Below are 13524 nucleotides of genomic sequence, written 5' to 3'. Positions count from 1 at the left end.
CTGGAAGGCTGCCAATTGTGGCAGGTGGCGGTGCCGGACGCCGGGACCCTCCGCAGACCTTCTCAGACCTTGCCGAAGAGGTCGCCCGGAAAGGCTCCGGCGCCGATCGCCTCCATGACGAAACCGCCGCCGAGTTCGGCGAGACGGGCCAGGCCCTCGGCGCCGAGGTGCTCGTACGGGGCCGCGTCGAGGCGGTCGGTGTCTGCCTCCAGGCGCTCGCGTACGGCCTTGCCCTCCTCGGTCAGCTCGCCGTCCGCGTCGAGGATCCCGCGTGCGCGCAGCCGGTCGGCGGCGGCGTCCAGGTCGGACTGCTCCCAGCCGCGGATGGACTTGATCCACTTCGGGGTCATGCCCCGCCCGGTGGCGGTGTGGCTGACCAGGGCCTCCAGGGGGTCGAGGTCCGCGATGAGCAGCGCCGCGAGGTGGCCGTCGCCGCGGTGCTCGCGCAGCAGGGTGGTGGCGTGCCACAGGAGCAGGTGCGGCTCCTCGGGTACGGGGAGGTCGGCGTGGGCGGCGTAGAGGGGGCGGGCGTGCCGGGTGCAGCCCTCGGCGGCGCGTATCGCCAGGCCGGCGGCCTCCGCGAGCTCCGCGGACTCGATGGTCTCGGCGCCGAGCAGGCGGCGCAGGGTGGTGTCGGCGGCCCGCAGCCGGGCGGCGAGGACCTGCTCCGGGGTGGCGGTGTCCCATACGGCGGGCAGGTGCCGGGCGATCAGGTCGTGACGGTAGTTGTAGAACGCGGCGGTCACCGTGCCGGGGCCGACGGCGCCCATGGCGGCGGCGCGGCTGGCGAGGTTGACGGCGACGCGGTCGGTGATGCCGAGGGCCGAGAGTTCCTTGCCGAGGTCCGGCGAGAAGTAGATGGTGGCGTGCAGCGGGTTGATGGCGGTGTGCCAGCAGCGGCGGGCGGCGCGCGGGGGAAGCGTCATGGCGGGTAGGTTACCGACTGCTCAGTATGTCCGGTAGGGGCGGGCGGCTCGACGGCGGTTCCCGGCCGTTTCTGCGTCGCCGGGCCCCGCCGGTCCCGCGCGCCACGGGCGGCTCCGGGGCCCTGGTGCGGGCTTGCGCCCCCCGCTGGCGCGCGGCGCCGCCGTGGCCCGTACCGGGCACCCGCGGCGCCGCCGGCCCGCGACGCCCGCATGGCGATCGTGTGACAGAAAGAGCCATGGACATGACGTCCAGCGCAGGGGCCAATACCTTCGAACCCGTGAACTGAACCGCCCCCTTTCCCCTTTGGAGTCCTGCGTGCACCGCAAAGTCATCGCCCCGAGCGTCCTCGCCGCCTCCCTGCTGCTGGTGATCCCGGCCTCGGCGGCGAGTTCCGTTCCGGGCGCCCCGGGTATCGGCGACCCCTACTACCCGGCCAGCGGCAACGGCGGATACGACGTGTCCCACTACGACTTGCGCCTGAAGTACCAGCCGCGCACGGACCTCCTCGAAGGAACCGCCACCCTGCTGGCCACCGCGAAGCAGGACCTGTCGCGCTTCAACCTCGACTTCGGCCTCCGGGTCAGCGAAGTGCGCGTCAACGGCGCCAAGGCCGGCTTCGCGACCTCCGGCACGCACGAGCTGGAGGTGACCCCGGCGAAGCCGCTGACGCGCGACACTCCACTGACCGTCGTCGTCAAGTACGCTGGCAAGCCCTCCGAGTTGAAGGTGGACGGGTGGACGGCCTGGCACCGTACGCCCGACGGCGGCGTGGCGGCGCAGGAGCCCGATTCGGCGGTCTGGTGGTTCCCGGGCAACGACCACCCGCTCGACAAGGCCACGTTCGACGTGTCCGTCAGCGTGCCCGACGGCACCCAGGCCATCAGCAACGGCGTGCTCCAGTCGCAGACTTCGCGGCTCGGCTGGACCCGGTACAACTGGCGCTCCAACAAGCCGCAGGCCACCTACCTCGCCACCCTCGCCGTCGGGAAGTTCGACATCACCACCAGCAGGACGGCGAGCGGACTCCCCGTCCTGAACGCGTACAGCAAGGACCTCGGCGACAACGCGGGCGCGGCGCGGGCGAGCGTGGAACGGACCGGCGAGGTCGCCGAGTGGCTGGAGGGCGTCTTCGGCCCGTACCCCTTCAATGCCCTGGGCGGTTACGTGCCGAACGTGAGCGCGGGTTTCGCGCTGGAGACCCAGACGCGGCCCTTCTACGGCCCGCGCCAGTTCCAAAACGGCGCCAACGTCTCGGTCGTCGTGCACGAGCTGGCCCACCAGTGGTACGGCGACAGCGTGTCCGTCGACGGCTGGAAGGACATCTGGATCAACGAGGGCTTCGCCCGGTACAGCCAGTGGCTGTGGTCGGAGAAGGAGGGCGAGGGCACCGCCGCGGAGCTCGCCGCCTGGGCCTACGCCAGCCGCCCGGCCGAGGACCCGTTCTGGCAGGTCAAGCCGGGTGACCCGGGGGCGGAGAACCAGTTCCACGGAGCCGTCTACGACCGTGGGGCCATGGCCGTGCAGGCGCTGCGCGACGAGGTCGGCGACGAGAAGTTCTTCCGGATCCTCAAGGGCTGGCCGACCGAGCGGGCCTACGGCAACGCCAAGGTCGGCGACTTCGTCCGGTACGCGGAGCAGGTCTCGGGGCAGCCGCTGGCGCAGCTCTTCGAGACCTGGCTCTACACCCCGGGCAAGCCGGACGCCCCGGCGCTCGACCGCTCCGCGGCCCGCTCGCTGGGGGCCGCCCCGGTCGCCCCGGGCTCCGCGGCCGCGCCGGTGGAGCCGAGGTCCTGGAAGAAGATCGCGGCGACGGACACGGTCCACGACCACGGCCAGGACCGCGGCCACGGCCACTGAGGCGCCCGTCCGTCAGCGGGCGGCGGCGCGCCACCGGGCCCGCGCCGCCCGCGCGATGGGCAGGTACCGCAGCCGCTCCGGCAGCAGCGGTACGAGGAGCCGTACGACCGTGCTGAACCGCCGGAGCCTGCGCTCCTGGGCCGGGCTCCACTCCAGCCCGATGGCGGCGCGCGCCTCGGGCGGCATGTAGCCGACGGTGACGAAGGCCCGCAAGCGCAGGAAGGCCGCCCTCAGCACCGGCCAGGTGAGCCGCAGCAGCAGCCGGACGGCGGCGGGCCCGCCCTCGGGCGGTGGCAGCGGCACATCGGTGGTGACCAACTCGCGGGCCACCGCGGTGGCTTCGATCTCCTCGGCGAGCATCCGGCGGTAGTAGGGCCAGTACTCCTCGATGCTCTGCGGCATGTCGCGGTCGCGGAGGCCGAGGATCCGGCCCACCTGGAGCCACTCGCGGTACAGCCGGCGCTCCTGGGCGGGTGTGAAGGGCCGCAGCAGGTAGCGCCCGGCGTACAGGTAGACCGGGAATCCGGTGGCGTGCACCCAGGCGTAGCAGGCCGGGTCGAGGGAGTGGTACGGCCTCCCGCGGGTGTCCGTACCCCGGATCTCCTTGTGCAGCCGCCGCACCCGGCGGCCCTCCTCGGCGGCCTCCTCCCCGCCGTACACCCACAGCTGCACGGAGCGCAGGGAACGCTCGCCCCGGCCCCAGGGGTCGGTGCGGAAGACGGAGTACTGGTCGACCCCGGCCGCGACGGCCGGGTGCGCGACCTGCAGGGTGAAGGCGGCGGGCAGCATCAGCAGCGCCCGGATGTCACCGGCGATGGTCCACAGCACCCCGCCGGGCGGGGGCGGCTCCGGGTCGCTCCGGCGGGGTGCCGCCGTCCCGGAGGGCCTCCCGGCCGGATGTCGCGTGGTGCCCATGTGCTCGCCCTCGGCTGAAGCCGCGCTGTCGCTGTCGCTGTCCTTCCAGTATGACCGCGGTCGGGCGCGGCCCCGCGATGTCCCGGGACGGACAGAAAGTCTTGTCACGGGTGTTACCCAGAGGTAACCGCGGCTGCTTGGATGACGGAGCCGATCTTCCCCCACAGGAATGATGGAGACTCCATGCTGCACACCTCGCCCTCCCGCCGCCGGGCCGCGGCCGCGGCCGTCGCGGCCGTGGCCGCCGGCGCGCTGGCCCTCACCACAGCGCCCGCCGCCACGGCCGCGGAGAGCGCCGCCGTCCCGCGGCTCAGCGTCCTGTCGTACAACGTGTTCATCATGAGCAAGAACCTCTACCCGAACTGGGGCCAGGACCACCGGGCCGCGCAGATCCCCCGGACGGCCTTCTACCAGGGGCATGACGTGGTGGTGATCCAGGAGGCCTTCGACAACGCCGCGTCGGACGCGCTGAAGGCCAACTCGGCCGCGCGGTACCCGTACCAGACGCCGGTCGTCGGGCGGGGCAAGACCGGCTGGGACGCCACGGGCGGCGCGTACTCCTCCACCACCCCGGAGGACGGCGGCGTCACGGTCCTGAGCAAGTGGCCCATCGTCCGCAAGGAGCAGGTCGTCTACAAGGACGCCTGCGGCGCCGACTGGTGGTCCAACAAGGGCTTCGCCTACGCGGTGCTGGACGTGAACGGCAGCAAGGTGCACGTGGTCGGCACCCACGCGCAGTCCACCGACCCGGGCTGCGGCGCGGGTGAGGCGGCCGAGATGCGGGCCCGCCAGTTCCGTACCATCGACGCCTTCCTGGACGGGAAGAACATCCCGGCGAGCGAACAGGTCATCGTCGCGGGCGACTTGAACGTGGACTCGCGCACACCCGAGTACGCCGCCATGCTCGCGACCGCCGACCTGGCGGACTCCGACACCCGCACGGGCCACCCGTACTCCTTCGACACCGCCCTGAACTCGATAGCGAGCTACCGCTACCCGAGCGACCCGCGCGAGGACCTGGACTACGTCCTCCACCGCAAGGGCCACGCCCGCCCGGGCGGCTGGGGCAACCACGTGCTCAAGGAGGACTCGGCCCCCTGGACGGTCTCCAGCTGGGGCACCTCCTACACCTACACCAACCTCTCCGACCACTACCCTGTTGTGGGGTATGCGGCCCTGTAGTTGAACAAGGCCTTTCAGCCGCCGTGGGCACCTCAGCGGGCACCCCGTCCGCCGGAGCCCACACCGGCGCCACCGCACGATCTTCTGCGCGCAGATCTCGACCCGCCTGATCAGAGAGGCGAGGATCGTCCGCTTCGACTGCACGCTGATGCATTCCCACTCCTCCAGGAGACCCTGAACGACGTCACGGAACGGCACCGGGCTGAGGGGCACCGGCTTCTGCTACGACTCGGCCGGCGCCCTGGTCGCCACGCACGGGGCCTGGATCACCTCCGGCCTCGTCGCCGGCTACACGGCGCCGACAACGTGCACCCGACCGACGCCGGGCACGTCTACCTGGCCCGCCGCATCACCGCAGCGATCCGCGAACTCATGCCCGCCTGAACGCACACGGCCCCCTCTCGGCCCTTCGGGGTCCCGGAGGGGGCGCTTTCGTGCGTCCTGGCTCAGTCGAGTGGGAGGGCCTGGTGCGCGGCCACGATTGCGTCGATGCGGTGCGCCAAGTCGAAGTCCGCGGCCGTCAGCCGGTGGCCGGCATCGTGGGTGGTGATCGAGGCGCGCAGGCTGTCGATGCGCAGGTCGAGGTCCGCGTGATGCTGGATCCGCCGGGACCGGTCCGCGATAGTCACGATCGCCGCCACCGCCGCGTGATAGCGGATGTCGTAGGCGCGAGTGATCTCGTCACCCTTCCGCTCCCACCCCGGCAGCCCAGCAAGGTGCTCTCTGATCTCCTCGTCGGACAGTGGCGTCGGTACGCCCATGTCAGCTCCCCTCGTTGACGGGTGCCAGGATCTCGGTGAGGTCCCGGCCTACCGGGGCATCGTGCCACGGCCGCATCGCCCGCTCCAGGCTCGTCAGTTCGCGGTGCATTCGCACGGAGCGGGTCTCCACAGCAATAACTGCGGCTTCCCGAGCTATCTCGACCGCGTGATCCGTCGATGAGCGCGCCGTACTTGTCGCGCACCACCCGGCGGCGCAGCTTGAGCGAGGGGGTGAGCTCGCCGGACTCGGGGCCCCACTCCTCGGTCAGCAGCCGGTACCTCTTGATCTGCGAGTTCGCGGGCGCCTTCGACGACGGCGACCCGGGCCCGGCTGTGGCGGGCGATGTGGGCCACCTGGCCGGGCGCGGAGGTTCCGTAGACGGTGACGGGGACCGCGCCGAGCTGGACGAGGGCGAGGTCGCTGAGCCAGTGCTCGGGGCGGTTGCCCATCATCAGCAGCACGTGCTCGCCGCGCCCGATGCCGAGGGCGGCATAGCCGGAGGCGAGGACGGCGACCAGGCGGCGGACCTCGGTCCAGCTGAGGGTGGTCCACTCCGCCGCGCCGGGGCCCGCGCGCCAGGACAGGGCGGGCAGCTCTCCGTACTCGGCGGCGTTGCGCGCCAGCAGGGCGGGGAGTGTGATCTCCTCGGGTCGTCCGGGCAGTCGCAGGTTCGTGGTCATGGGCAGCTCCTGGCCGTTTCACATCGTTGGTGCGACAGCAATACTGTTGAACCGAAGCCGTGGAGCAGAGAGCGAGGCGCAGACGATGGGCGAACAGGCACCCGAGCCGATGCTCACCGTGGACGAGCTGGCGGCCAGGGCCGGCGTCACCGTGCGTACCGTGCGGTTCTACAGCACCCGCGGACTGCTGCCCCCTCCCGTGATCGGCCCTCGGCGGGTGGGGCACTACGGCCCGGAGCACCTCTCCCGGCTGGCCCTGATCGAGGAGTTGCAGCACCAGGGCATGACCCTGTCCGCCATCGAGCGCTACCTGGACGCGCTGCCCGACGACCTGAGCGCCCACGACCTGGCGATCCACCGGGCGCTGGTGGCCACGTGGGCGCCGGACGCGGCGCAGGAGGTCTCGCGGGCGGAGCTCGAGAAGCGGGCGGGGCGCGGGCTGTCCGACACCGATGTCCGGCGGCTGACGGCCATGAACGTGCTGGCGCCCTCGGGGGACGGTTTCCGGGTGGACGTGGGGCTGCTGCGGCTGGGGGTGGCGCTGCTCGACGTACCGATCGCCCACGAGACGATCCTGGCGGCCCGCACGGTGCTGATGGAGCACACCAGGTCGGCGGCGCACGAGCTGACGGCCCTGTTCCGGGACGAGGTGTGGGGGCCGTTCACCCGGGACGAGAGCGATCCGGAGCGGGTGGAGTCGATGAAGGCTCTGTCGGCGCACATGCAGCCGATGGTCGTGCAGGCGCTGGTGACCGCTTTCCAGCGGTCGCTGAAGGAGGAACTGCGGGCGGCGTTCGTCTCCGGCGAGGAGTGAACGCCGCCCGCGTACCGGGAGGGACCGTGCGGCGCGCCCCGGGGCGTCAGTCGGCGTACGTCTCGCCCCGTTCGGCCTTCGCCACGAGGGAGGCCGGCGGGGTGAAGCGCTCGCCGTACTTCTCGGCGAGCTCCCGGGCCCGGGCGACGAAGCCGGGCAGGCCGCCCTCGTAGCCGTTCACGTACTGCAGCACGCCGCCCGTCCAGGCCGGGAAGCCGATGCCCATGATGGAGCCGATGTTGGCGTCGGCGACCGAGGTGAGGACGCCCTCGTCCAGGCAGCGGACGCTGTCCAGCGCCTCGGAGAAGAGCATCCGCTCCTTCATGTCCTCGAAGGGGATCTCGTAGCCGGGCTTGGTGAAGTGCTCCCGCAGACCCGGCCAGATCCCGGCGCGCCTGCCGGCCTCGTCGTACGTGTAGAAGCCGGCGCCACCGCTGCGGCCCGGCCGGCCGAACTCGTCCACCATCCGGTCGATGACGGTGTCGGCGGGGTGCTCCGCCACGGTCCGCCCCTCGGCCTCGAAGGCCTTGCGGGTCTCGTCGCGGATCTTGCGCGGGAGCGTGAGGGTGAGCTCGTCCATCAGGGAGAGCACCTTGGCCGGGTACCCGGCCTGCGCGGCGGCCTGCTCGACGGAGGCCGGTTCGATGCCCTCGCCGACCATCGCCACGCCCTCGTTGATGAACTGGCCGATCACGCGCGAGGTGAAGAAGCCCCGTGAGTCGTTGACCACGATCGGGGTCTTGTTGATCTGGCGGACGAGGTCGAAGGCGCGGGCGATGGCCTCCCCGCCGGTCTGCTCGCCCTTGATGATCTCGACCAGCGGCATCTTGTCCACGGGCGAGAAGAAGTGCAGGCCGATGAAGTCGGCGGGCCTCTTGACGCCCTCGGCGAGCCCCGAGATCGGCAGTGTGGAGGTGTTGGAGCAGAGCAGCGCGTCGGGCGCGACGACGTCCTGGATCTCCTGGAACACCCGGTGCTTGAGGGAGGTGTCCTCGAAGACGGCCTCGATGACGGCGTCACAGCCCGCCAGGTCGGCGGCGTCGGCGGTCGGGGTGATGCGGGCGAGCAGTTCGGCGCGCTTGGCCTCGGTGGTACGGCCGCGCGTGAGCGCCTTGTCGAGGAGCTTCTCGGAGTACGCCTTGCCCTTGGCGGCGGCTTCGGGCGAGACGTCCTTCAGCATCACCTCGATGCCCGCGCGGGCACAGGAGTACGCGATGCCCGCGCCCATCATGCCCGCGCCGAGGACGGCGACCTTGCGGACCGGGCGCGGCAGGGCGCCGCCGGGGCGGCTGCGGCCGGCGTTGACGGCCTGGAGGTCGAAGAAGAACGCCTGGATCATGTTCTTGGCGGTCTGCCCGGTGACCAGCTCGGTGAAGTAGCGGGCCTCGATGGTCAGCGCTGTCTCGAAGTCCACCTGGGACCCTTCGACGGCGCAGGCCAGGATGTTGCGCGGCGCCGGGTACGGGGCCCCGTTCAGCTGCTTCTTCAAGTTGGCGGGGAAGGCGGGGAGGTTGGCGGCGAAGCGCGGACTGGCCGGCGTACCACCGGGGATCTTGTAGCCGGGGACGTCCCAGGGCTGCTTCGACTCGGGATTCGCGTCGATGAAGGCGCGGGCCTTGGCCAGCATCTCCTCGTGGGTGGCGGCCAGTTCGTGGACCAGCCCGTTCTCCAGGGCCCGCTGGGGGTTGTACTGGGTCCCCTGGAGCAGGACCTTGAGCAGCGCGTCGGCGATTCCCATCAGGCGTACGGTGCGGGTGACGCCGCCCCCGGCCGGGAGCAGGCCGAGGGTGACCTCGGGCAGGCCGATCTTGGAGCCGGGCGCGTCGAGGGCGATGCGGTGGTGGGAGGCGAGGCAGATCTCGTAACCGCCGCCCAGCGCCGCGCCGTTGATGGCGGCGACGACGGGCTTGCCGAGGGTCTCGATCCGCCGCAGCGAGTTCTTGATGGCGTTGCCGGTGTCGAAGGCCAGCCGCGCGTGCTCGGGGCGCAGCTGGATCATGTCCTTGAGGTCGCCGCCCGCGAAGAAGGTCTTCTTGGCGGAGGTGTAGACGATGCCGCGGATGGAGTCCTTCTCGGCCTCGGCGCGGTCGGCGATCGCCGCGATGGAGTCCTTGAAGGCCTGGTTCATCGTGTTGGCGGACTGGCCGGGGTCGTCGAGGATCAGGGTGACGACGCCGGTCTCGTCCTGTTCCCAGCGGATCGTGGTGGACTCGCTCATGGTCGCTGCTTTCGGTTAAGTCCGTACGGAGAAGGGGTCTGGGGACGGGACGACAGGGCCTAGAGGCGCTCGACGATGGTGGCGACGCCCATGCCGCCGCCGACGCAGAGGGTGACGAGCCCGTAGCGCTTGTCCTGGCGCTCCAGCTCGTCCACGACGGTGCCGAGGATCATCGCGCCGGTGGCGCCGAGCGGGTGGCCCAGCGCGATGGCGCCGCCGTTGACGTTGACCTTGTCCAGGGATACGCCCATGTCCTTGACGAAGCGCAGGACGACACCGGCGAAGGCCTCGTTGATCTCGATCAGGTCGATGTCCTCGATGGTCAGACCGGCCTTCGCGAGGGCCTTGCGGGTGGCGGGGGCGGGACCGGTGAGCATGATGGTGGGCTCGGAGCCGGAGACCGCCGCCGAGACGATCCGGGCGCGGGGGGTGAGACCGCCGCGCTCACCGGCTTCGCGGGAGCCGATGGCGACGAGGGCGGCGCCGTCCACGATGCCGGAGGAGTTGCCCGCGTGGTGGACGTGGTCGATCTTCTCGACCCAGTGGTACTTCTGCAGCGCGACGGCGTCGAAGCCGCCGAGTTCGCCGATGTCGGCGAAGGACGGCTTGAGCCGGGCGAGGGAATCGGCGGTGGTGCCGGGGCGGAGGAACTCGTCGTGGTCCAGGACGACCAGGCCGTTGCGGTCGGTGACGGGAACGACGGACCCCGCGAAGCGGCCGTCCTTCCAGGCCGCGGCGGCCCGTTCCTGGGAGAGGGCCGCGTACTCGTCCACATCGCGCCGGGAGAAGCCCTCGATGGTGGCGATCAGGTCGGCGCCGATGCCCTGCGGGACGAAGCCGGTGTCCCAGTTGGTCATGGGGTCGGCGAACCAGGCCCCGCCGTCCGAGCCCATCGGGACGCGGGACATGGACTCCACACCGCCGGCGAGGACCAGGTCCTCCCAGCCGGAACGGACCTTCGCGGCGGCCATGTTGACGGCCTCCAGGCCCGAGGCGCAGAAGCGGTTCTCCTGTACCCCCGCCACGGCGTCCGGGAGTCCCGCCGCGACGGCCGCGATCCGGGCGATGTCCGAGCCCTGGTCGCCGACCGGGCCGACGACGCCGAGCACGATGTCGTCGATGGCCGCCGGGTCCAGGCCGGGGTTGCGCTCGCGCAGGGCGTGGATGAGGCCGACGACCAGGTCGATCGGCTTGGTGCCGTGCAGGGCGCCGTTGGCCTTGCCGCGGCCGCGCGGGGTGCGGATCGCGTCGTATACGTAAGCTTCGGTGCTCACTGGTCAAGCCTTTCGGAGGTTCTGGGCGGGAGGGAAGGGGGCGCAAGCGGGCGGAGCGGGAGCCGGGACCTGGGGTCGGGACCTGGGGTCGGGGGCGGGAGCCGGGGTCGGGGGTCAGGGGGGCTCAGCCGAGCAGGGAGCGGCCGATGATCTCTTTCATGATCTCGGTCGTGCCGCCGTAGATCGTCTGGATACGGCCGTCGGTGAAGGCCCGCGCGACGCGGTATTCGCTCATGTAGCCGTACCCCCCGTGCAGTTGCAGGCAGCGGTCGGCGACCCGCTTCTGGAGCTCTGTGGCCCACCACTTGGCCATCGAGGCGTGCACGTGGTCCAGTTCACCGCTCGCGTGGTCGGCGATGCACCGGTCGAGGAAGGACCGGGTGACGGCGCACTCAGTGGCCATCTCCGCGATCTCGAACCGGATGTGCTGGAGCCTGGCGAGCGGCCGGCCGAAGGCCTCGCGCTCCTTCACGTACTGGGTGGTGATCTCCACCAGGTGTTCGGCTGCGGCGATGCCCGCCATGGCGATGCCCATCCGCTCCTGCGCGAGGTTGGTCATCAGGTGGACGAAGGCGCCGTTCAGCTCGCCGAGCAGGTTCTCCTTGGGGACCCGCACGTCGTGGAAGAACAGCTCCGCGGTGTCCTGGGCCTTCTGGCCGATCTTGGCGAGGTTGCGGCCGCGTTCGAAACCCTCCATGCCGCGCTCGACCACCAGCAGCGACAGGCCGTGCGCCCCTCCTTCGGGGGTGGTCTTGGCGACCACGATCACCAAGTCGGCGAGGATGCCGTTGGAGATGAAGGTCTTGGAGCCGTTGAGCACCCAGTGGTCCCCGCGGTCCTCGGCGCTCGTACGGATCCCCTGGAGGTCGGAGCCCGCACCGGGCTCGGTCATGGCGATGGCGGTGATGGTCTCGCCGGAGCAGAAGCCGGGTAGCCAGCGCTGCTTCTGCTCCTCGGTGGCCAGCGAGGTCAGGTAGGGCCCGATGATGTCGTTGTGCAGGCCGATCGCGAGCCCGGGGGCGCCGGCCCGGGTGAACTCCTCGGCGATGACCGCGGCGTAGCGGAAGTCGGCGTTCCCACCGCCCCCGTACTCCTCCGGGACCGCCAGGCCCAGCAGTCCCTGCCGGCCGGCCGCCCGCCAGGCCGCGCGGCTGACGATGCCGTCCTGCTCCCACTGCTCGTAGTGCGGCAGCACCTCCTTGGCGAGGAAGGTGCGGACGCTCTCGCGGAACGCCTCGTGGTCGGCATCGAAGATCTGGCGCTTCATCGGTCGGCTCCTCGGGGCCAGTTCTTCACGGTTAGCAGCAACCGGGCCGGCTCCCGGCCGGCCGGGCTGAGGTCGAGCGGGGCGACGTCGAGCAGCGTGACGTCCGGCAGGGCGACGTCGAGCAGCGTGACGTCCGGCAGGGCGACGTCGAGCAGGGTTGAATCGTGCCGGGCGACGCCGAGCAGGGTTGCATCGTGCCGGGCGACGCCGAGCAGGGTGACATCCAGCGGGCTGAGATCGGGCAGGGCGACGCCGGCCTCGCGGGCCGGCCCGGTGAGGCTCGTGGACCCTCCCATCAGCCTTCCCCTCCGGCCTCGTTCAGGCTCGGCAGATCCCAGTCGCGGGCGATCTCCGCGGCGTGCGCGCCGGGCCGGGCGGGGCCGCTGGTGACGGCGGCCGGGGTCGCCGAGAAGCGGGGTGCGGGCGCCGGCTGGACGATCCCGCCGAAGTCGGTGAAGGTCCCGCGGGCGGCGAGGTGCGGGTGGTGCGGGGCCTCGCGCAGCGAGAGCACGGGCGCCACGCACGCGTCGCTTCCGGCGAAGACCGCCACCCACTCCTCGCGCGTACGGGACTTGAAGCGGGCGGTGACGGCCTCGCGCAGCTCGCCCCAGCGGGCGAGGTCCTTGCGGGCCGGGGCCCCGTCCTCGATGCCGAGGAGCTCGGTGAACTCGTCGTAGAACCGCTGTTCCAGCGCGCCGACCGCCATGTACTGGCCGTCGGAGGTCTCGTAGGTGCCGTAGAAGGGGCAGCCGCCGTCCAGCAGGTTGGACCCGCGCCGGTCCTGCCAGCCCCCGGCCGCCATCATCCCGTGGATCATGGCGGTGAGATGGGCGGCGCCGTCGACGATGGCCGCGTCGACGACCTGGCCGGCCCCGGTGGCCCGGGCGTGCTGGAGGGCCGCGAGGACGCCGATGACGAGGTACAGCGAGCCGCCCGCGTAGTCCCCGACCAGGTTGGCGGGGACGGCCGGCGGCTCGTCCGGACGGCCGATCATGCCGAGCGCGCCGGTGACGGCGATGTACGCGATGTCGTGCCCGGCGGTGTGGGCGAGCGGGCCGTCCTGGCCCCAGCCCGTCATCCGGCCGTAGACGAGCCCGGGGTTGCGGGCGTGGCAGGCGGCCGGTCCGACGCCGAGCCGCTCGGCGACCCCGGGACGGAAGCCCTCGATGAGCACGTCGGCCCGCTCGGCCAGGTCCAGGACGCGGGCGGGGCCGTCGGCCGCCTTGAGGTTGATCAGCACGGAGCGCTTGTTGCGGTTGGTGACGTCGAAGGCGGGGTCGACGGCGAGCCCGCCACCGCCGGGCCGGTCCACCCGTACGACGTCCGCCCCGAGGTCGGCGAGGAGCATGGCGGCGAAGGGGCCGGGGCCGATGCCCGCCAGCTCGACGACGCGCACTCCGGTGAGCGGGCCGGTCCCGGTCCCGGTGCTGCGGCCCCTGTCGTGCCCGTTAGCGTGCCCGTTCCCGTTCGCTGTCACTGCCATCGAGCCCCCAGCATTCTGGTGTGCGTCGTCTGCGCCGTCTGCGTCCGTGCGCGGCGTGTACCTGGTGTGCACACGTGGTGCTTCGCGGCCCGGACCCTGTGTGACACAACTGATGTAACACCAGTGATGCTAGGAACGTGTTCCA

The 13524-nt window shown here is 71.7% G+C and carries 11 protein-coding genes and 1 pseudogene; 3 read left to right on the top strand and 9 right to left on the bottom strand.

What is annotated here, in order from left to right; genetic code table 11:
• Positions 1–62 precede the first annotated feature (62 nt).
• On the bottom strand, positions 63–926 hold the full coding sequence (locus tag ACWDX7_RS10570) for an SCO6745 family protein (protein ID WP_451490084.1): 864 nt from the start codon (positions 924–926) through the stop codon (positions 63–65).
• A gap of 316 nt (positions 927–1242) precedes the next feature.
• Between ACWDX7_RS10570 and ACWDX7_RS10565 the strand changes: the two genes are divergently transcribed.
• On the top strand, positions 1243–2784 hold the full coding sequence (locus ACWDX7_RS10565) for a M1 family metallopeptidase (protein WP_451490083.1): 1542 nt from the start codon (positions 1243–1245) through the stop codon (positions 2782–2784).
• Between the two features lie 12 nt (positions 2785–2796).
• Here ACWDX7_RS10565 and ACWDX7_RS10560 read toward each other — a convergent pair whose 3' ends face one another.
• Entirely contained in the window at positions 2797–3699 is a 903-nt protein-coding gene (locus ACWDX7_RS10560) for an oxygenase MpaB family protein (protein WP_451490082.1), read from the bottom strand.
• A 183-nt stretch (positions 3700–3882) separates the two neighbouring features.
• Here ACWDX7_RS10560 and sph point away from each other — a divergent pair, with 183 nt between their 5' ends.
• On the top strand, positions 3883–4881 hold the full coding sequence (gene sph, locus ACWDX7_RS10555; RefSeq protein ID WP_451490081.1) for a sphingomyelin phosphodiesterase: 999 nt from the start codon (positions 3883–3885) through the stop codon (positions 4879–4881).
• A gap of 446 nt (positions 4882–5327) precedes the next feature.
• Here the strand turns inward: sph and ACWDX7_RS10550 are convergent, their stop codons facing one another.
• On the bottom strand, positions 5328–5642 hold the full coding sequence (locus ACWDX7_RS10550; protein ID WP_451490080.1) for a 4a-hydroxytetrahydrobiopterin dehydratase: 315 nt from the start codon (positions 5640–5642) through the stop codon (positions 5328–5330).
• Between the two features lie 290 nt (positions 5643–5932).
• A pseudogene (locus ACWDX7_RS10545) lies at positions 5933–6323 on the bottom strand (AMP-binding protein); the annotation flags it as partial.
• Positions 6324–6408: 85 nt separating this feature from the next.
• Between ACWDX7_RS10545 and ACWDX7_RS10540 the strand changes: the two are divergent.
• Positions 6409–7137 carry a MerR family transcriptional regulator gene (locus tag ACWDX7_RS10540; protein ID WP_451490079.1) on the top strand — a complete coding sequence of 243 codons (729 nt, stop codon included), beginning with the start codon at positions 6409–6411 and terminating at the stop codon, positions 7135–7137.
• A gap of 46 nt (positions 7138–7183) precedes the next feature.
• Here ACWDX7_RS10540 and ACWDX7_RS10535 read toward each other — a convergent pair whose 3' ends face one another.
• From ACWDX7_RS10535 to ACWDX7_RS10515, 5 genes are all read right to left on the bottom strand, one after another.
• Positions 7184–9355 carry a 3-hydroxyacyl-CoA dehydrogenase NAD-binding domain-containing protein gene (locus ACWDX7_RS10535; RefSeq protein WP_451490078.1) on the bottom strand — a complete coding sequence of 724 codons (2172 nt, stop codon included), beginning with the start codon at positions 9353–9355 and terminating at the stop codon, positions 7184–7186.
• Between the two features lie 59 nt (positions 9356–9414).
• Positions 9415–10629 carry an acetyl-CoA C-acetyltransferase gene (locus tag ACWDX7_RS10530; protein WP_451490077.1) on the bottom strand — a complete coding sequence of 405 codons (1215 nt, stop codon included), beginning with the start codon at positions 10627–10629 and terminating at the stop codon, positions 9415–9417.
• 124 nt (positions 10630–10753) lie between these two features.
• Entirely contained in the window at positions 10754–11896 is a 1143-nt protein-coding gene (locus tag ACWDX7_RS10525) for an acyl-CoA dehydrogenase family protein (protein WP_451490076.1), read from the bottom strand.
• On the bottom strand, positions 11893–12192 hold the full coding sequence (locus ACWDX7_RS10520; RefSeq protein WP_451490075.1) for a hypothetical protein: 300 nt from the start codon (positions 12190–12192) through the stop codon (positions 11893–11895). Before ACWDX7_RS10520 ends, ACWDX7_RS10525 begins: the two co-directional genes overlap by 4 nt.
• Positions 12192–13379: a CaiB/BaiF CoA transferase family protein gene (locus tag ACWDX7_RS10515; RefSeq protein ID WP_451490074.1), complete on the bottom strand. Its 1188-nt coding sequence runs from the start codon at positions 13377–13379 to the stop codon at positions 12192–12194. The genes ACWDX7_RS10520 and ACWDX7_RS10515 overlap by 1 nt, the downstream gene beginning before the upstream one ends.
• Between the last annotated feature and the right edge of the window lie 145 nt (positions 13380–13524).

It is taken from the genome of Streptomyces sp. NPDC003034, assembly GCF_053591375.1.
This window is presented reverse-complemented; position numbering and strand designations above follow the sequence as displayed.

What these genes read in the sequence shown, in the direction of transcription:
- ACWDX7_RS10515 (WP_451490074.1), bottom strand. Translation starts at nt 13,379, where the DNA reads ATGGCAGTGACAGCGAACGGGAACGGGCACGCTAACGGGCACGACAGG.
- ACWDX7_RS10520 (WP_451490075.1), bottom strand. Translation starts at nt 12,192, where the DNA reads ATGGGAGGGTCCACGAGCCTCACCGGGCCGGCCCGCGAGGCCGGCGTC.
- ACWDX7_RS10550 (WP_451490080.1), bottom strand. Translation starts at nt 5,642, where the DNA reads ATGGGCGTACCGACGCCACTGTCCGACGAGGAGATCAGAGAGCACCTT.
- ACWDX7_RS10535 (WP_451490078.1), bottom strand. Translation starts at nt 9,355, where the DNA reads ATGAGCGAGTCCACCACGATCCGCTGGGAACAGGACGAGACCGGCGTC.
- ACWDX7_RS10570 (WP_451490084.1), bottom strand. Translation starts at nt 926, where the DNA reads ATGACGCTTCCCCCGCGCGCCGCCCGCCGCTGCTGGCACACCGCCATC.
- ACWDX7_RS10540 (WP_451490079.1), top strand. Translation starts at nt 6,409, where the DNA reads ATGGGCGAACAGGCACCCGAGCCGATGCTCACCGTGGACGAGCTGGCG.
- ACWDX7_RS10525 (WP_451490076.1), bottom strand. Translation starts at nt 11,896, where the DNA reads ATGAAGCGCCAGATCTTCGATGCCGACCACGAGGCGTTCCGCGAGAGC.
- ACWDX7_RS10560 (WP_451490082.1), bottom strand. Translation starts at nt 3,699, where the DNA reads ATGGGCACCACGCGACATCCGGCCGGGAGGCCCTCCGGGACGGCGGCA.
- sph (WP_451490081.1), top strand. Translation starts at nt 3,883, where the DNA reads ATGCTGCACACCTCGCCCTCCCGCCGCCGGGCCGCGGCCGCGGCCGTC.